Source organism: Nocardia sp. CA-128927, from assembly GCF_050955855.1.
GTDB lineage: Bacteria > Actinomycetota > Actinomycetes > Mycobacteriales > Mycobacteriaceae > Nocardia.
In genome coordinates this window covers 223,759-242,317 of the sequence record NZ_CP192087.1, presented here as the reverse complement: position 1 = coordinate 242,317, position 18,559 = coordinate 223,759, and the positions used below count along the sequence as shown (strand labels likewise).

At 67.5% G+C, this 18,559-nt stretch carries 15 protein-coding genes; 4 read left to right on the top strand and 11 right to left on the bottom strand.

From position 1 onward, the window contains the following. Window positions 1-192 precede the first annotated feature (192 nt). The 6 genes from zomB to ACQPW1_RS01150 form a co-directional block, all read right to left on the bottom strand. Window positions 193-2,157, bottom strand: coding sequence for a flagellar motor control protein ZomB (zomB, locus tag ACQPW1_RS01175; RefSeq protein WP_433665581.1), 1,965 nt, complete (start codon window positions 2,155-2,157; stop codon window positions 193-195). 4 nt (window positions 2,158-2,161) lie between these two features. Beyond that, window positions 2,162-3,088 carry a decaprenyl-phosphate phosphoribosyltransferase gene (locus ACQPW1_RS01170; protein ID WP_433660926.1) on the bottom strand — a complete coding sequence of 309 codons (927 nt, stop codon included), beginning with the start codon at window positions 3,086-3,088 and terminating at the stop codon, window positions 2,162-2,164. Between the two features lie 78 nt (window positions 3,089-3,166). Further along, the gene (locus ACQPW1_RS01165) at window positions 3,167-3,718 is read right to left on the bottom strand and encodes a phosphatase PAP2 family protein (protein WP_433665580.1); all 552 of its coding nucleotides are present in this window, start codon (window positions 3,716-3,718) and stop codon (window positions 3,167-3,169) included. A 62-nt stretch (window positions 3,719-3,780) separates the two neighbouring features. Next, window positions 3,781-5,721, bottom strand: coding sequence for a glycosyltransferase (locus tag ACQPW1_RS01160; RefSeq protein ID WP_433660925.1), 1,941 nt, complete (start codon window positions 5,719-5,721; stop codon window positions 3,781-3,783). Beyond that, window positions 5,718-6,947: a UDP-galactopyranose mutase gene (glf, locus tag ACQPW1_RS01155; RefSeq protein ID WP_433660924.1), complete on the bottom strand. Its 1,230-nt coding sequence runs from the start codon at window positions 6,945-6,947 to the stop codon at window positions 5,718-5,720. Before glf ends, ACQPW1_RS01160 begins: the two co-directional genes overlap by 4 nt. A 157-nt stretch (window positions 6,948-7,104) precedes the next feature. Then, window positions 7,105-7,815, bottom strand: a complete 711-nt coding sequence (locus ACQPW1_RS01150; protein ID WP_433660923.1) for a TetR/AcrR family transcriptional regulator — start codon at window positions 7,813-7,815, stop codon at window positions 7,105-7,107. Between the two features lie 101 nt (window positions 7,816-7,916). Here ACQPW1_RS01150 and ACQPW1_RS01145 point away from each other — a divergent pair, with 101 nt between their 5' ends. Beyond that, entirely contained in the window at window positions 7,917-8,216 is a 300-nt protein-coding gene (locus tag ACQPW1_RS01145) for a DUF1330 domain-containing protein (RefSeq protein WP_433660922.1), read from the top strand. Between the two features lie 45 nt (window positions 8,217-8,261). On the opposite strand, the gene ACQPW1_RS01140 is transcribed toward ACQPW1_RS01145, so the two are convergent. Continuing rightward, window positions 8,262-8,984 (bottom strand): SDR family NAD(P)-dependent oxidoreductase, encoded by a 723-nt coding sequence (locus ACQPW1_RS01140; protein ID WP_433660921.1) that lies wholly within the window; start codon window positions 8,982-8,984, stop codon window positions 8,262-8,264. Between the two features lie 107 nt (window positions 8,985-9,091). Between ACQPW1_RS01140 and ACQPW1_RS01135 the strand changes: the two genes are divergently transcribed. Then, a complete protein-coding gene (locus ACQPW1_RS01135; RefSeq protein WP_433660920.1) occupies window positions 9,092-9,736 on the top strand; it encodes a TetR/AcrR family transcriptional regulator in 645 nt (214 codons plus the stop codon). An 87-nt stretch (window positions 9,737-9,823) separates the two neighbouring features. Here ACQPW1_RS01135 and ACQPW1_RS01130 read toward each other — a convergent pair whose 3' ends face one another. From ACQPW1_RS01130 to ACQPW1_RS01120, 3 genes are all read right to left on the bottom strand, one after another. Further along, complete coding sequence (locus ACQPW1_RS01130; protein WP_433660919.1) at window positions 9,824-10,420, bottom strand: hypothetical protein; 597 nt, start codon at window positions 10,418-10,420, stop codon at window positions 9,824-9,826. Window positions 10,421-10,493: 73 nt separating this feature from the next. Beyond that, on the bottom strand, window positions 10,494-11,270 hold the full coding sequence (locus ACQPW1_RS01125; RefSeq protein ID WP_433660918.1) for a MerR family transcriptional regulator: 777 nt from the start codon (window positions 11,268-11,270) through the stop codon (window positions 10,494-10,496). A 63-nt stretch (window positions 11,271-11,333) separates the two neighbouring features. Then, window positions 11,334-12,275: an EamA family transporter gene (locus tag ACQPW1_RS01120; protein ID WP_433660917.1), complete on the bottom strand. Its 942-nt coding sequence runs from the start codon at window positions 12,273-12,275 to the stop codon at window positions 11,334-11,336. Between the two features lie 107 nt (window positions 12,276-12,382). Between ACQPW1_RS01120 and ACQPW1_RS01115 the strand changes: the two genes are divergently transcribed. Then, window positions 12,383-12,883 (top strand): MarR family winged helix-turn-helix transcriptional regulator, encoded by a 501-nt coding sequence (locus ACQPW1_RS01115; protein ID WP_433660916.1) that lies wholly within the window; start codon window positions 12,383-12,385, stop codon window positions 12,881-12,883. 123 nt (window positions 12,884-13,006) lie between these two features. Here the strand turns inward: ACQPW1_RS01115 and ACQPW1_RS01110 are convergent, their stop codons facing one another. Beyond that, on the bottom strand, window positions 13,007-15,364 hold the full coding sequence (locus ACQPW1_RS01110; protein ID WP_433660915.1) for a SpoIID/LytB domain-containing protein: 2,358 nt from the start codon (window positions 15,362-15,364) through the stop codon (window positions 13,007-13,009). Between the two features lie 358 nt (window positions 15,365-15,722). Here ACQPW1_RS01110 and ACQPW1_RS01105 point away from each other — a divergent pair, with 358 nt between their 5' ends. Continuing rightward, a complete protein-coding gene (locus tag ACQPW1_RS01105) occupies window positions 15,723-18,356 on the top strand; it encodes an N-acetylmuramoyl-L-alanine amidase (RefSeq protein ID WP_433660914.1) in 2,634 nt (877 codons plus the stop codon). Window positions 18,357-18,559 lie beyond the last annotated feature (203 nt).

The following is an 18,559-nucleotide window of genomic DNA, read 5'->3' as shown; positions in this document are numbered from 1 at the left end:
ATGACCCGCCGATGCCCACAACTAGTGGACGTGATGACGGGCGTACTTTCGCAGCCTAGCGCGTCATCGTGACAAGGGCGTTATCGAACCGAGACAGAGGGGTGTACGTCAATTTTGTGAAACCTGCCCAAAGCCAACACCGGGCACCCTGTGAAGGGGACCCGGTGTTGTTGTCGATCATTGGGATTTACGTCAGCGCGGCGCCGGTGCGGGCTTGGGGAACGGATCGACCAAACCGCAACGCTCGATCTCGTACTTGGGCACCCGGTCGATCCGGTACTTGGCGAAAGTCAGTGCGTAGCGCAGGTTGTGCCGGAAGCGCTCGAAGGTGAGCGGGTCGCGGTAGGAGATCAGCAGCGCCTCGGTGGTCGGGCACGACATCGCGGTGCGCGCCTGGGTCACCCACTTCTCGTCCAGGTACCACGGCATCCACGGCTTGCGGTCCACCATGCCGGTGTCCACCACGACCCAGTCCGGGTACAGGGCCTTGTCGTGCCCGATCCGGCCGTCGGTGAGCCGCTCGGTGTGCGCGGCCAGCGGATAGGCCAGGCCCATCTGGTCGATGACGCGCACGTTCAGCGGGACGTTCATACTGGTCATGCCGAGGTTGAGGAAGTACACGGTGTGCCCGGCACCGCCGACCGGGATGGGCTGCGGCGGCGGGGCGATGTACCAGAACATGAACGACGGCGAGTTCAGCAGCAGGCCGCCGTTCGGCGTCTCGGTGATGTTGTCCACCATCGGCCGGATACGCGGGTAGTCCAGGTAGTCCTCGGCCAGGATCGGGTGATCGTGGCCGGTGTTGAGGACGTAGTAGACCCGCTCGTCCACGATGCCGGTCGAGGTGATCTTGGTGCCGGACGTGATCGCGGTCGTGTTGGCGGCGAACAGCGCCCAGCCCGCGGTGCCGAGCAACGCGAACAGCACCACGGCGAAGGACCAGTCGGCGGCGGTCGCGGAACGGAACCCGCCCATCGGCAGCCGGATCGGCACCACGGCGACCGGCAGCAGCAGCAGGAACAGCTGCGCCAGCAGCATGCGACCGTGCATGAAGTCGCCGCCGACGCGCAGCGCGTAGACGGTGAGGATGAATCCGCTCAGCAGCACCAGGGTGACCACCGCGGCGGGCGAGCGCAGCCACTCGCGAATCCGGCGCGCGTTCCACCGGGACTGCCCCTCCGGCGCGGCATGCCGCCCGGCCGGGTCGGCGGGCTCGGCCAGCTTGCTGCGCCCCGCGACGACGCCCGCGACGAGCAGCACGAGCAGCGGCACCCACAGGTAGTACGGGCCGACCAGATCCCAGAGGTAGATGAAGCCCTGATGCCACTTCGCGCCGCCCGCGTCCTTGGCGACCGCGGTGTTCGGGTAGGGCAGGCCGTAGTAGCCCATCCGCCAGATCTGGTAGCCCATCGGCACCAGGCCCGCGACCAGAATGATCAAGCCGCGCAACACGATCGGGCGCAGCCGGGCCTCCGGCATCGGCGCGATGACGATCATCAGCAGCGCGAGCCCGCCGACCAGCGTCATCTCCGGACGGATCAGCGGGGCCAGCCCCGCGAGGAACACCAGACCGAACAGGCCGGGCAACTTGACGCGCTCCGCCTGGCTCCAGCGGATCAGCTGCCACCACAGCAGGCCGAGCCAGCAGATCACCAGGCAGCTCTCCAGCCCCGAGGTGACGTAGTCGCGGGCCGGCGGGATGGCGATGTACACCAGCATCCCGGCGGGCAGCAGCAGCGCCGACTTCGGGCCGCCCCACAGCCTGCTCGCGCCGAGCATGGCGAACACGACCGCGGCCAGCGACAGCGTGAGCGCGATGCCGAGCACCACGTACTCGAGTCGCGCCTGGGTCAGCCAGCTGAAGAACCAGACGATGTAGGTCCACGCGGTGCTGGTGTTGGTCTCGACCCGCTCGCCCTCGTTGAAGACGGGTCCGTTGCCTGCCAGCAGGTTGCGCACCGTGCGCAGCACGATCAGGCCGTCGTCGGCGATCCAGCGACGCTGCCAGCCGCCGACGGCGAAAAGGACCACGGTGAGCGCGATCCCACCGACGAACGTGGCACGGGATAGCAAGGTGTACCGCGACGCCGAGCGGGCCGGCTGCTTGGCCGGCCCCTCGTTCGCGTATTCCTCTTGCTCCACTCCCGCTACCAACATCTCGTCAGGTGAGATAGACAGCGACACCTACCGCTCCGATCCAGGCGATTGCGAGGAACTGAAGGACACGGTCCCCCAGTGCGATCTCTTCGGGTTCACCGGCCTCGCCGCCATCGACGTCGACCGCGTAACGCAGGATTGCGATGGTAAACGGAATCATCGAGATTGCATACCAATTGGTGTCTTTTAGGTTGTCCTGTTGGAACGCCCACAGACCGTAGAACACCACGACGGCGGTGGCCGCGAGGGTCCAGATAAACCGCAGATAGGTCGGCGTGTAGTACTCGAGCGACTTGCGGATCTTGGCGCCCGTGCTCACCGCGATCTGCAGTTCGGCGTAGCGCTTGCCCGCCGCCATGAACAGCGAACCGAACGCCATGATCAGCAGGAACCACTGGGACGGTGCGATATTCGCGGCCGCGCTACCGGCGACGGCGCGCAGCAGGAAGCCCGAGGACACGATGCAGATGTCCAGCACCGCCTGGTGCTTGAGGCCGAAGCAGTAGGCCAGCTGGATGCCGATGTAGATCGCCATCACCACAGCCAGGTGCCAGGACGCGAGGAACGATCCGGCGATCGAGGCGATGAGCAGCACCACCGACAGCATGTAGGCCAGGTTCACCGGGACGACGCCCGCGGCGATCGGCCGGAACCGCTTGGTCGGATGCGCCCGGTCGGCTTCTACGTCGAGCGCGTCGTTGACCAGGTAGATGCCGGAGGCGGCCAGACAGAACACCACGAACGCGATGCCGACATGCGCGAGCACGTCGATCTCGTTGACCGTGCCCGCGGCCAGCGGGGCCGCGAGCACCAGGACGTTCTTGACCCACTGCCGCGGCCGGACAGCCTTGAACAGCCCGCCCGCCAACGTCTTCGGCGGGCCTTTGACGACCGCTTCAGCTAGGTCGGCACCAGTCGGCTCTTCGCTCATGACTCCGCCTCGCTGGCGCTCGGCTCCGTCATGCGCAAAGCGCGCTGTGTCATGATTCGCTCGCTTCGCTCCCTCATGTCAACCAAGGCTCTTTCTGTGGCGGTCATCGAATCTCTTTTCGGCGGCAAGCACAACGGCGGCGGACGCGGCACCGAGCGCCGAACCAGCGAGCACATCGGAGGGATAGTGCACCCCGAGCACGACCCGGGAAAGCAGCATCGGTGGGACGAGCACCGCAGGCAAGGGTAGCCCGGTCAATCTGCCGAGCAACACCGCCGCCGCGGTCGTCGAGGTGGCGTGCGAGGACGGGAAGCTCAGCTTGCTCGGGGTCGACACGTTGACCTGTACCGACGGATCGTTCGGGCGAGGCCGCCGGACGATCCGCTTGATCACGATCGACGCGGCGTGCGCACCGACCGCACCCACCGCGGCCCCGGCCCACTGTCTGCGGCGCGGCTTGTCGACCAGCCAGCCCGCCGCGGCGATGCCGACCCAGCCGAGCGCGTGCTCGCCGAAGTGCGACATGCCGCGGGCCGCTTTGATCACCTCAGGGGTGGCGATCCTGGCCTGCACGGCGTTGATGATCTTGACTTCGGGCGGCGCGGGCTCGGTCGACGGCACCGCGGACACCGGTCCGCCGTGGCCGTTCGTGCTTTGCAGCGGCTGGTTCACCGCGGTGTTGTCCGCGAGGCTCACTGCTTGTCACCCTTCGTGTCGGCGCCGATGCCGAAGGCGTTCTCCCAGGCCGCGGTGCTGGTCAGCTGCGGGTGGGCGGCGCGGTAGCGCTGCTGCATTTCCGGGAAGCGGGCGGCCAGTTCCTTGCGCAGGCGCAGGGCTTCCTTGAACAGGCCGAGGGCCTGGCGCGGGTCGCGCTTGCGGTAGACGACGCCCCGTCCGTCAGCGGTGGTGACGGTAACGCCGTCCACCTGCGACAGCAAGAACCACCGCGCGTCCAGCGTCGGGACGTTCAGCTGCGGGGTCTCGTGGTGCTGGGTGTGCGCCGGGCGGAAGTTGTGCACGACGCCCTTGGCCAGCCGGGCCACCTTGGCGATCGGGTTGGCGGGCTCGGCGACCGCGCCGACCTCGAGGTGACTGGCCAGCGGCAGTTCGGTGGACGACGGCAGGATCACCGCGTCGGGGAACTGCTTGCGCAGCGCGTGCACCGCGCCGAGCGCGCTCGGCAGCAGTTGGAACAGCCGCTCCGGGCCCGCGAGGAAGTCCTGGATCGCCAGGTTTTGGATGGCGACCGTCGAATACTCCAGGCACAGCAGGTGTTTCAGCGTTGCCTTGACGGTGTTGACGACCATGCCGCGCCCGTTGCCCGGCATGTGCAGCGAGGCGACGACCAGCCGGTTGCGCAGGTGGAAGTACGCCTGCCAGTCGATGGCGTCGTCCTTGTCGCTCCACGCCATGTGCCACACCGCGGCACCTGGCAGGGTGACCGTCGAGTAGCCGTGGTCCCGCGCGCGCAGGCCGTATTCGACGTCGTCCCACTTCAGGAACAGCGGCAGCGGCTGGCCGATCTCTTCGGCCACCCGGCGCGGGATCACGCAGGTCCACCAGCCGTTGAAGTCGACGTCGATGCGCCGGTGCAGCAGCTTGGAGTTGTCGCGATCCTTGAGCGGATACTTCGAGAAGTCGTGGTCGTACTCGACGTTCGGCGCGGAGGTCCACATGAAGATGCCGCGGTCGACGACCTCACCCATGCTGTGCAGGTGCGAGCGTTCCTGCAGGTTGAGCATCTGCCCGCCGACCAGCATGGGCGACTTGGCGAACCGGGCGAAGGCCAGCGCGCGCAGGATCGAGTCCGGCTCGATCTCGATGTCGTCGTCCATGTAGACGATGTACTGGGCATCGGTGGTCTTCAGCGCCTCGTACATCACCCGGCTGTAGCCGCCGGAGCCACCGAGGTTCGGCTGATTGTGGATGGCCAGCCGGTCACCGAGCGGCGCAGCGGCCTCGGCGAAACCGGGCTCGTCGACGACCTTGCGGTTGCCCTGGTCCGCGACGATCACCGCGGCGATCTTCGCCACCACCAGCGGGTCCGAGCCAAGGGCGGCAAGGGTTTTCACCAGATCGGTGGGCCGGTTGAAGGTCGGCATGCCGACCGCGATGGTGCCCTCGTCGGGCGCCTCGACCGGCGCGTACCAGCCGCCGGACAGCAGCGTGACCGCCGTGTCGGTGGTGATGTCGAACCAGATCCAGCCGCCGTCCTCGAACGGGCCGAGGTCGGCCTCGAACTCGACGTGCACCGACTCGGTGCCCGGCGCGACCGCGAATTCCTTGCCCTGCACGTGGATTCGCGAACCGTCCGCCTTCGAGCGGTAGACGTCCACCCGGCCGTGGCCGGCCAGTTCCAGGCGCAGCACCACCGATTCCAGGATGCTCCAGCGCCGCCAGTAGCTCGCGGGCAGCGCGTTGAAGTAGGTGCAGAACGACACCTCGGACTCCGCGCCGATGGACAGCGAGGTGCGGGTGGCGGCGTGCGCGCGCTTGGCGTTGGTCTTGGATTCCTCGACGTAGAGGGTGCGCACGTCGAGCGGCTCACCCGGCCGGGGCAGGATGATCCGCTGGAGCAGCGATTTCGCGCGGGTCTCGGTGGTCATGTCTTCCAAAATGGATTGGGAGGTCATTCTGCACTTTCGTCAGCGAGCGGCGCACCGGTCTCCAAGTGCGGCCGCAGCACATTGTCGAACATGCTGAGCGCACTGCCGATGGCCATGTGCATATCCAGGTACTGGTAGGTGCCGAGGCGGCCACCGAAAAGGACCTTGTCCGTTGCGGTTTCCTTCTTGGCGAGCGCGCGGTAGGCGGCCAGCTTGGCGCGATCCTCCGGCGTGTTGATCGGGTAGTACGGCTCGTCGCCGGTCTGCGCGAAGCGGGAGAACTCGCGCATGATGACCGTCTTGTCCGCCGGGTAGTCGCGCTCCGGGTGGAAGTGGCGCGGCTCGATGATGCGGGTGAAGGGCACGTCCGCGTCGTTGTAGTTCATCACCGAGGTGCCCTGGTAGTCACCGGTCTCCAGCACCTCGGTCTCGAAATCGATGGTGCGCCAGCCGAGTTCGCCCTCTTGGTAGTCGAAGTAGCGGTCCAGCGGGCCGGTGTAGACAACCGGGGCGTCCGGGTTCGCGGCGCGCAACTCGTCGCGCACGTCGAACCAGTCGGTGTTCACCCTGACCTCGATGAGCTCCGAGGCGGCCATGTTCTCCAGCCACTTCGTGTAGCCCTGCTTGGGCAGGCCCTCGTAGGTGTCGTTGAAGTAGCGGTTGTCGAAGGTGTAGCGCACCGGCAGCCGGGTGATGTTGCCCGCGGGCAGTTCCTTCGGGTCGGTCTGCCACTGCTTGGCGGTGTAGTCGCGGATGAACGCCTCGTACAGCGGGCGGCCGATCAGCGAGATCGCCTTCTCCTCGAGGTTCTGCGCGTCCTTGGTGTCGATCTCCGCGGACTGCTCGGCGATGAGCGTGCGCGCCTCGTCCGGCGTGAAGTAGCGGCCGAAGAACTGGGAGATCAGGCCGAGGCCCATCGGGAACTGGTAGGCCTGCCCCTTGTGCTTCGCGAAGACCCGGTGCTGGTACCCGGTGAACTCGGTGAACTTGGTGACGTAATCCCAGACGCGCTTGTTCGAGGTGTGGAACAGGTGCGCGCCGTACTTGTGGATCTCGATCCCGGTATCCGGATCCGGCTCCGAGTAGGCGTTGCCACCGAGGTGGTAGCGACGATCGATCACCAGCACGCGTTTACCGAGCTCGGTAGCGGCGCGTTCGGCGACGGTCAGCCCGAAGAATCCGGAGCCGACGACGATCAGATCGAACTGTGAGGTGGAGTTGGCGGAGTTACCCGGGGACGATGCGACGGTCACGGGAGCCCAGAGTATCGGAAGTCCGCGCGGGGTCTGGGTGGAGTCGTGCGGGGCACATTGCGGGACCGGGTCTGCGCACGTTTTCGTGTCCGAGCCATCCCGTTTTCGCCGGAAGTTTGCCGATAGTGGACTTGACGGCAATGGAGGCTTTATAACCTCACCGGTTTGCGGCCCCGAGGGATGCGACGAGGTCGAGCATGTCCGCGTGGAACAGCGCGGCGGGGTCTGTGTAGACGGGGCGCAGATGGCCGTGGACCTCGAGGGAGACCTGGCCGTGTACCCGGCCCCACACGCGCAATGCGAGTGCTGCGATTTCCGGGGTCAGGCCGAGCACGTCGGCGCGGATCTTCGTCAGGTATTCCTCGGGGAAGTTGGACCATGCCGAGTTATCCACAGCTATACCGTGATTCGGTGCACAGACCGCGGCGACCAGCTCGTTGAGTCCGCCGCAGATTCGCTGCGCGGCCTGTTCGACCGGGGCACCGTCGGGGGCGGAATAGCCGGGGACCGGGTCGCCGTAGATGAGCCGGAAACCCTCCGGGTGGGCCAGCGCCCATTCGCGTAGCTCCGCACACCAGGCCAGCAATCGGCCGCCCGGCTCGTCGGCGGGGACGGCGTCGCGGGCCGTCTCCAGCGCGTCGGCCAGCGCGGTGCTCAGGTCGCCGATCAGTGCGGTGATCAGGTCGTCGCGGTCGGCGAAGTAGCTGTAGATGGCACGCGCGGTCATGCCCATCTCGCGGGCGATGCCGCGCAGCGAGATCGCACCGGGACCGTCGGCGGCCATCTGACGCAGGGCGATCGTGGTGATCTCCGCGGTCGTCATCGTGCGCAGCCGTTCCCGTCTGGTCGGCTGTTCCGTCGCTGGCATCTTGACACGGTACATCGTTGCGATAGTCTTCGCCGTGTCCCTATGACACACCGTTTCCTTTTTCCACGCCAGATAGGGACAGTGCTCGCGACTGGAGGTTCATGACCGCGTATGTGATCGTCGATGCCGAGATTCAGGACGAGGAGCGGGCCAGGGCGTACCGAGCGGTGGCCGTGCCGTCGGTTCTGAAGTACGGCGGCCGCTATCTCGTCGCCGGTGCCACGCCAGAAACGGCGGTGGGTTCCTGGCCTGCGGCCGCAGTGACCACCGTGATCGAGTTCCCGGATATGGACCGGCTGCGCGAGTGGCACGCGTCGGCGGAGTACGCGGCCGCGAAGGAGTTGCGCGCCGGAGCGTTCAAGTTGCGCCTGCTGTTCGCCGAAGGGATCGCGGCGGCGTAGCCCGGTCCCGCACGCCGATGCCGAGGTTCGGCGTGCGGGAGCAGCTCAGTCCGGGAAACCGACCTCGACCTCGACCTGGTCGCGGTGGGTGTACATGCGCCAATAGTGTTCGCCCAGTTCAGCATTGCCCATGCGGGTGATCTCGAGGTCGGCCGGGAACAGCTCGGGGTGTTCGTCGACGAGTTGTTCGGCCTTGCTGTTGCCGATGAGTACGCCGATGTCGAGCAGGCCCGCGTAGACGCCGGTGCCGTGCAGTTCGACGGCGAGTTGGCGGATGTAACCGCGCTGGGCGGCGAGGGCGACGCCGAAGTTGGACAGGAACGGCATCGGGTGGCTGTCGGACAAGCCCGAGGAGAACAGCAGGGTGCCTTCGCCGCGTTCGATCATCGCGGGTGCCAGTGCGCGGGTCATCAGGATCGGCGAATAGAGCTTCAAGGCGAGCGGGGTCTGCAACGCGGGCACGTCCACCGCGAGCGTGGACGGGATGCGGTCGACGGGGTCGCCCGCCGCACCGTGCATCGCGACGTCGATCCGGCCGAAGGTCGCGCCGATCTTCTCGATCGCGGCATGGACCTGGGCCTCGTCGGTGACGTCCGCAGGAAAAGCTGCGGCTTCGATGCCCTCCGCGAGGAGTTCGTCCACGTGCCGCCGCGCCTTGTCCGGCTTTCGCCCGATCACCGCCACCCGGAAACCCTCGCGCCCGAAGCGTCGCGCGGTCCCCACACCGAGTCCGGGCCCGTACCCGAATATCGCGATGGTCTTCGACATGCCTACCTCACTAAGTTGAGCAATGGTTCAAGTTAGATTTCCGACAGTAGCACTAACTTGAACCTATGCTCAACATAAATCGGGGCCCTGATTTGTAGGATCGGCGAATGCCCGTGGACAAGCCGTTACGCAGCGACGCTCGCCGCAATCGCGACGCGCTGGTGACCGCCGCCCGCGAGGTCTTCGAAGAACGCGGCCTCGACGCCCCGCTCAAGGAGATCGCCGCGCGCGCGGGCGTCGCCATCGGCACCCTCTACAACCGCTTCCCCACCCGCGACGACCTGATCGCCGCCGCCGTCGAAGACCGCATCGAAGCGGGCGGGCGCATCGCCGAGGAAGCGCTCGCCATCGACGATCCGTGGGATTCGTTCGTCTACCTCGTCGAAAAGGTCTGCGAACTCCAGGCTTCCGATCGCCTACTCAGTGAACTGGCCGTCCGCGCCGCACCTAGTCACGCCATCGCCGACGCGCAAGAGCACGGCCACGGCATCATGCGCCGAATCATCACTCGCGCCCAGCAATCCGGTGCCCTGCGCTCCGACTGGGTGCTCGAGGACATTGCCTTCATCACCTGGTCGCACACCAGAATCCTGGAAGCCACCGCCACTATCGCGCCCGATGCCTGGCGCCGTCATCTGGCCCTGACCTTGGATGGTCTTCGCGCCTCGGCGGCCCACGCGTTGCCGGTCCCCCCGATCACCGAAGACCAACTGATGCAATCCCTCCGAGGTCACCCCGAAGAGGGCCGATAACTCAGGGGTGTGGAGTTCGTTGGGGCGGGCGGGTATTGGGATGCGCCGAGCGGGCGAGCAGTGCCGGATGACTCGAGCGCGGCCCGGCTAAGCGTCAGTGGAGCCCAAAGTCGCTTGACTACTAGGGGTTTCGGCGCGGAAGCTGGGTCGCTTGTAAGCGACCCAGCGGACGGTGTGGCCGGAGGAGGCCAACAGGAAGACAGCCAGCGGCAGGACCACGGCGGTCAACGAGGCGATCCACTCGCGATGGAGCAGTGCGGTCAGCGTGCCGATCAGGCCGTCGAAAGTGCCGTTGACGATTTCGAGCGATTGCCGCTGCTTCGGGAGCCAGTCGATGCCGTAGTCGGGCTGGTAGCCGGTGAGCGAGCAGACGAGGGCGATGAGGGCGAAGGCGGTCAGCAGGCCCGAGGTGAGAATGAGGATGTACCGGGCGGTTTCGTCACGGCGGAGCAGCATGATGGCGCCGTAGACGAGGGCGATCGCGGCGAGCAAAGCGCCGAGGATCGAGAAGACGGCGAAGGACTTGTCGAGGTGCGGGCCGTCGCGCAGGGCGCTCAGCACGTTTCGTTCGCCCCACAGGTTGGCCAACCCGGCGAGCAGCGCCAGCACTGCCGCGGTGGTCGCGACCACTCCGCTCGGCTCCGCGGGCGCGATCGCTCGCGGACTCTCACTGGCGTATGTCATTGCTCGGATGCCCTCTCTCCGCCGACGGCCGGCACGCATTCAGTATGCGTACCGGCCGTGTGTTGGGCGCGATCTACAGGTGTGTCGCGGCGTAGACCTTCATGGCGTCCCGGACCAGCTCCGCGGTCCCCGCGCCGTGCACGTCGTAGTTGGCCGTGAAACGCGGGTCCGCGACGTACATCTCGCCGAGGCCGATGAAGGCCTCCTTCACCACGGGCCTGCCCTGCCAACCGTCGCCGAGCCAGGCGCGGTGCCTGGCGACGATGGCCTGCACCTCGTCGCTGTCGGGCGCGAGCCCGGCGACGTGTGCCCTGCCGTAGTCGGCGGCAATGTCCAGGTGGGTCTGGAAGTGCGCCTGCTGCTGCGCCTCGCTCATCGAGCGCCACCACTTGTCGCCGCTTTCGTAGGCGTCCTTGCCCCAGCGTTCGATCACCTCATCCTTGTACTGAGTGTGGTCGAAGCCGTCGAAAACTTCTGCGGCCATAAGTTGTTCACCTCTTTCCGTCTTCTGCAGCGTGGTTTGCACCGACTCGATCTGGCGCTGGATCCGATCCTGTTCCTGCCGAAGCAGTTCCAGGTGCGTGCGCAGTGCGGCTCCGGAGTCCTTTTCGCCAGCAAGGACTTCGGCGATGACCGGGAGGCCGAGGCCGAGTTCTCGCAGCAGCAGGATGCGTTGCAACCGCACCAGGGAGTCCTGGTCGTAGTAGCGATATCCGTTGGTGCCGATCCGGCTCGGCGGCAGCAGCCCGAGCTGGCCGTAGTGGCGCAGCGTGCGGCTGGTGGTACCGGCCGCCTTGGCCAGATCCTGGATGGACCATTCGGTGCGCACGACCTTGTTCTCCCTTCTCATCTCGTCGGTGTAACCAGCATGCAAGTTGACGTTACGTCAAGGTCAATCCTCTTTATCGGCGGATCAGCGCGCGCCCGCCAAGACCGGCACGGTCGGTTCCGGAACAGTGACCGCGACGGCCTTCGGCCTACCCGCCATCTGGCCGAACACCGTGCCGGCCAGCGCGATGACCAGGCCCAGCATCTGCAGCGGGCTGAGCGCCTGACCGAGCGCGATCCAGCCGATCACCGCGGCGGACACCGGGCTCAGCAGACCGAGGAAGGCGACCGAGGTGGCGGGCACCTTGGAGATCCCGCGGAACCAGAGCCAGTAGGCCGCCGCGGTACCGACGATGCCGATGTACAGGTAGCCACCGATCGCGTCGGCGTCCAGCGCGGGCGGCGCGCCCTCGATGAGCAGGGCGAGCGGCAGGATGAACAGGCCACCGGCGGTCAGCTGCCAGCCGGTCAGCGCGAGCGGACCGACGCCCTCCGGCCGTCCCCACCGCTGGGTGAGCACGGTGCCCGCCGCCATGGACGCGGCACCGGCGAGTCCGGCGATGACACCGACGGTATCGAGTTGCGCGTTGGCCCGCAGCACCACGAGTGCGACGCCGAAGACGCCGATCAGACCGGCAATCACCTTGCGCCCGTTGGGCTTCTCGGCGAGCACGACGGTGGCCAGACCGAGCGCGAACATCGGCGCGACCGCACCCAGCACGCCCGCGACACCGCCCGGCAGCCGGTACGCGGCGAGGAACAGCAGCGGGAAGAAGGCGCCGATATTGAGGAGTCCGAGGACGGCGGCGCGCCCGACCCATATGCCGCGCGGCAGCACCCTGGTGATGGCGAGCAGCGCGAGACCGGCGGGCAGTGCGCGCATCAGCGCAGTGAACAGCGGGCGGTCCGGCGGCAGGAACTCGGTGGCGATGGCGTAGGTAGAGCCCCAGACGATAGGAGTGAGGGCGGTGAGCGCCAGGGTGCCCGCGTACGAGTTTCCGGTGCGCGGGGTGGTGCTTGTGGTCATGTCGTTCGCTCCTCATTGATAATCTCAACGTTGAAATATCTACCCCGCCGGGTACCTCAACGTCAAGTAGATCAATGTTAAGATTCTTAGAGTCGAGAGGAGCGGTCATGGCGGACGCGGTTGATCTGTTCACCCAGCACTGGAATCGGGAGCGGCCGGAGGTCGACGTCTCGCCGATGGCGGTGATCGGCCGCATCCAACGGTTGTCGCGCCTGTTCGAGCAGGAGCTCAAGCGGTTCTTCAGCGGGTTCGGCATGGAGTTCTGGGAGTTCGACGTGCTCGCCACGCTGCGCCGTTCCGGCGGCGACGATGGGCTCACCGCAGGCGCGCTGATCAAGGTGGCCATGGTCACCTCGGGCGCGATCACCAACCGGATCGACCGCCTGGTGGCCAAGGACTGGGTCGAGCGCCTGCCGTGCCCGGAAGACCGCCGCGTGATCCGCGTCCGCCTCACCCCGGCCGGCCGCCAGATGATCGACGACGTGCTGCCGAAGCACATGGAGAACGAGCAGCGCCTACTCGCGTCGTTGAACCTGGAATCGCGCGACCAGCTCGCGGGGTTGTTGCGCACGCTCGCGGAATCGCTGGGAGACGGCGTACCGGACTGACACCGGTATACCGAAACCCCTTCCTAGCCGGACACTTTCGGCCACAGGTGGGCTTCTATCGTTGCAGGGCAACGAAAGTGTCCGCCTAGACCGCCACTACCGCGAACCCGCCGCCGCGATCCATCACCGCCTGGCCGTACCGGGTTCCGATGACCCAGGCGAGAACGGAACACTCGTCGCCCCACCAGACGGAATCGGCATCGGCCGCGGCGTCGGAGTAGCAGCGGTAGTCGGCGCAACAGTGCTCCCAGGTGCCGCCGAAGGCGCAGGCGGCACCATGACGCCGGACGGAGCGGACTGGAACGCAGGCGGCACACTCACAGCCGACGGAACCGCCTCGGGCACAGGCACTACGCCGACGCTGGACGGCGCAGGCTCAGGCACTGCGCTGACACCGGACGGCGCAAGCTCGGGCACGACCGGCTCGCTCGCGCCAGCCGGAACAGACTCCGAGGTCGACGGCGCATCGGCAACGGACGGATCCGACGCCGACGCGGATGGCACGCCCGGATCGGACGGAACAGACTCGGACTCCGACGACGTATCGGCCACGGACGGAACCAATTTGGACACCGGCGACGCGATCGCACCGGACGGCGCAGGCTCACTCTCCACACCGGCACCCGACGGGAGCACCGCTGAAACCGGCCGTCCGCCAGCGCCGGACTGCGCAGATTCACCCACCGCCCGCACACTGTCGCTGGACGGGACCGCCACGGACACCGGCACCACGACGACGCTGGACGGCGCAGGTTCACGGACAGACGGCACGCTCGCACCGGACGGAACCGGCTGTGCGCTGGTATCGAACAAGACGGGCTCGTGGGCAGGCAGCACGCGGGCTTCAGGCGAAACCGCCTCGGGCACAGGCACTTCGGTTGCATCGGGCGGCGCAGATTCAAGCACCGCCGGAACACTGGCGCTGGACGGGACCGACTGGGATATCGGCGGCACACTCGCACCCGACGGCGCGGACGCGGGCACCGGCTGTGCACCCGCACTGGGCGGGGCGAATTCCGGCGCTGATGGCACGCCGTCGCTGGACGGTGCAGTTTCATGCACCGGGGGCGCGCTCGCGCCGGACGGGGCAGATTCCGACACTGGTGGCACACCGTCGCTGGACGGTGCAGCTTCATGCACCGGAGGCACATTCGCGCTGGATGGGACCGGATCCGGGACCGGCGGCACGCCAGCGGCTGGCGGAGCGGGCTGGGCGGCTGGCGGAGCGCTCGCGCTGGACAGGGGCAACTCAGGCAGCGGCGGTACGGCGGCGCCCGATGGTGTGGATCCGGGCGCCGACGGCACACTCGCACTGGATGTTCCGCCTCCGCGCGCGGCTGGGTCGGGCACCAATTGCAGGAGCGTGGTGAAGTCGACTACCTGTGCGCCGAGGGTGGCCGTCGAGATGATGACCCCGTTGGTGAACATGCGATACGTACCAGCGTTTTCCGGCAGTGCCATCTCCGGGCCGAGCGGCTGACCGACCTTGCTTGCCGGGCCACCGATCCGCCGGTATTCGACGTCGATCGGTGATTCACCGACGGCGGCCTGTTTGCGCGGATCCAATGGAACGCTCGGCGCATTGGGGGCGAGATCGGTCAGGGCGGGTCCGACTTCGAAGGTGTAGATGTCGGCGGGTTCGCCACCGCCGGGTGCGGAGGAGTACTCCGACCGCAGGATTCGCCCGTCGCGCAGCAGTACGGTCCCCGCGGAGGCAGCGACGGCGGCGACCGCACGCGGATCCTCCTTAGCGGTACCGGGATACGCCTGACAGTCGGTGGTGTCGCAGCTTTGCGCGTACGAATAACGGTGCTCGGCAAGGACATACGAGCGCGCGGCGATCGCCTGCGCCCGCAACGCCTCGGCCCCGCCCTTGTCCGCCCAGTTGGCCTGCACCTCGGCCGGGATGACGCCGAGCAGGTAATCCTCCACGTCGACGCGGTTGACGGTGCGCGCCTGCCCGTTCTCCGTCGCCACCCCGAGCGCGCCGCGATACCCCGAACCACCGCACAGGGTCAGGTGTTCCGCGGCGGGACGGTTGGGCCCCGGGTCGATCGGATAGACCCACGGATCGTCGGTCGCCGCCTGCCACAGCACCTCGCCGTCGCACCCGACCGTCACCACCACGTTCGCGCCGCCGGTCGGCAACGGGGTGAGATGCGCGGCCTGCCCGGCCTCGACCAACTGCCCGGCGACGCGAAGACCGGCGCCCGCGAAGGTGTCGAGAGTGGAGTCGTCTTGGGCGGTCAGCCGAATCCCCACGGCGTTTGCCGGAACGGTGCCGAGCGTGGCGCCGGGGTAGTAGTGCCCGAGGATTCTCTCCGCGGTCCACCCCTCCTGCGCGTTCGCGAACGCGCCGAGCTGACTCATGCCGCGCCCGTGACCCGGTCCCGCCACCGTCCGATACGGTGTCTCCCCCGGCCATGCCCACAGCACCAGCACGGCGCCGACGCTCAGCGTCACACCACCGACGACCAGCACCGTACGGCCGGATAGCGCAGGTTGACCCGGTCCGCGCTGCCGCTGCCCCCGGCGTGTCGCTCGTTTTGCTCTGCGCGCAGATTTCACCCGCATTTGTGCTCCCCCCGTGCTCTTTCGTTCCGGTGCTGTGTGGCGTCGCATCCGTTCACTCCCACGGTATTCCGGGGCCGGGCGGATTGGATACCTGTCGGCATGTCGTTCCATCCGGCCGCATTACGAGAGCTACATTCGAGCAATCACATAATCCTCAACCTGAGGTTTAGATATGTGACAGTTGTGACTATTGTGATCGTTGATACATCAGGAAGCAACCCTGGTTTTGCACACGATCACTGGTTCGACCTGAATGGAGACGCTCGTGCCCTACCGCAAACCGAAACGTTCCTACGTCCTCCCGGTTGTCACCACGCTTGCGGTAGCGGCCCCGCTCGCGGCGCTCACAATGAGCGACTCGCCCGACTACCGCACGACCACCGGATCCGAGCTCGCCGCCGTACCGGCGCAACTGGCCGAGGTCGTGCTGAACTCGGCCCCCGATATCGTGCTTCCGCTGCGCGAACTCACCGGATTGGATCTGCCGGATCTACACCTGTCGGATCTGCGAATGCTGCCGCTACCCGCGTCCATTCCCATTCCCGACGGACTACCGCTGCCCCCGGGTGTGCAACTACCCAAGGAAATCCCTCTTCCCAAGCTGAACGGTCCGCATCCGGCCACCCCCGGCCAGCAGAGCGCGCCAGGTCTGAACACCGCACCTGGATCGAACGCCACTCCCGGGCAGGGCATTGCACCAGGACAGACAGCATTTCCAGGCCAGGCCGCCGCACCGGGACAGGCACCATTCCCCGGGCAAGCCGCGACACCGGGACAAACACCAATTCCCGGCCAAGCCGCCGCACCCGGACAGACATCAATTCCGGGGCAAGCCGCCACACCCGGGCAAACATCAATTCCCGGCCAAGCCGCCACGCCCGGACAAACATCAATTCCCGGGCAGGCCGCCACACCCGGGCAAACGGCATTTCCCGGTCAGGCCGCCGCGCCGAGCCAGAACACCATTCCGGGGCAGGTCCCCAATTCCGGGCAGACCGCACCGGCGCCCACCCAATCCATTCCCGGCGTCCCCCGTTTCGTCGCCGATCCCGCCCGACTCGAACCGGGCACCACACCCGACACGCCCGCGCTCGCTCCCGGCGCGGTCTCGCCCGAGCTGGCCGACCAGGTCGGCGCACAGGTCAAGGAACTGACCAGGGAAACACCCTTCAGCGTGGTCGCACTGACCGCCGCCGATCTGACGAACACCAAGGCCTTGCTCCGCGCCCGCCAACCCGACGGCTCCTGGGGCCCCTGGTTCAACACCGAACCGGTGGACACCCGGCGCACCGATCGCGCGGCGGCAGGCGGCAAGACCGGCACCGAACCGCTCTACGTCGGCACCACCAACGCCGTGCAGATGCTGGTGACCCGCAAGCCCGCCGCGGCAACGGCACCGGACGCGGCCGCCCCGGACGCCGCCACCCTGCCCGCACCGCGCTCGGACGATCCCGCGCAGATGTCTGGCATCGACCTGACCGCCGTCCTCATCGATCCGGGCCGCGGCGCCATCGACGGCGCGCTGCACAAGGTTGCCGCGCCCGCGCCCGGCGGCGGACCCAAGGTGATCACCCGCGAGGGCTGGGGCGCCGACGAAAGCATCCGCTGCGAAGAGCCGACCTACGACGACGGTCCCGGCAAGGACGGCCTCGGCGGCATCACCGTGCATCACACCGCCGGACGCAACGACTACACCCAGGAAGAATCCGCGGGCATCGTCCGCGCGATCTACACCTATCACGCACAAACGTTGGGCTGGTGCGACATCGGCTACAACGCACTCGTCGACAAGTACGGCCAGATCTTCGAGGGTCGCGCGGGTGGACTCGACCGCGCGGTGCAGGGCGCACACGCGGGCGGGTTCAACGAGAACACCGCGGGCGTCGCGCTGATGGGCAACTACACCTCCGAACAGCCCACCGAGGAATCGATCGAGGCGATCGGCAACTTCATCGGCTGGCGCGCCAAGATCGCGCATCTCAACCCGCTCGGCAAGACCGTCATGTACTCCGAGGGCACGGAGTACACCTCGTACGCCATGGGCCAGGCGGTGAACCTGCCGATCGTGTTCGCCCACCGCGACGTCGGCAACACCGCCTGCCCCGGCGACGCCGCCTACGAAGAGATGGATCGAATTCGCGAAATCGCCGCGAGTGTCGCGGGCGGGGCGGAGCTCGCGAACAGCGGTACCGAAGGCACCGACAGCTATGCGAACAACGGAACCGACGGCACCGCGACCGGCCCGGCCCCGCAGGCCGCACCGCGCAACAAGCCCGACCTCACCACGCTGGCCGCACTCACCAAGAAGCTGCTCGGCATGGTCAACGAGAACCCCATCGCCAAGCACTGGGCCGACAAGGGCGGTTCCCGTGGACCACTCGGCGCGGTACAGACCGAGCCGATGCCCGCCGCGCAGGGCCAGCAGTACGCCAAGTTCGCCAACGGCTACGTCTACACCGCACCGGACGGCAAGGTCATCGAGGTGCTCGGCGCGATCCTCGATCGCTTCCTGCAACTCGGCGGCGACGCGGGCGTCCTCGGCCTCCCGACCAGCGACGCCTACAACGTGCCGAACGGTCAGCGCGCGGACTTCCAGTACGGATCGCTGATCCTCAACCAGGTGACCGGCATCGTCACCACGGTGTGGAAGACCTACAACGACACGTATCAGCAGAATGCGGGACGCACCGCACCCGCGCCCGCAGGCGCTCCCGCCCCCGCACCGGCTCCGGCCGAATCCCCTGCTCCGGCAGAACTTCCCGCACCCGCCGAGGTCCCGGCCCCCGCCCCGGCGGAGGCACCAGCTCCCGCCGACCTCCCCTCCCCGGCACCCGACGCTCTCCAGTTCCCGGCCCCCGAAGATTTCCTCCCGACACCCGCCCCCGAACCAGCAGGCTGACCCAGAATCAGCCACCACTCGGAGCCCGCAGCCAACCGCTGCGGGCTCCGAGTGCATTCACCCCACACCCCCGCGCCGCGCACCTTCTAGCGCCCCGCGCACACAACAGCAGGCAAACCCTTACGCAGCAAGCAAATTCGTGCGCGTCAGGCCACCCAGCGACGCCACGCCGCTACAGATTCGCGCGAGGCGAGGCCAGTGCG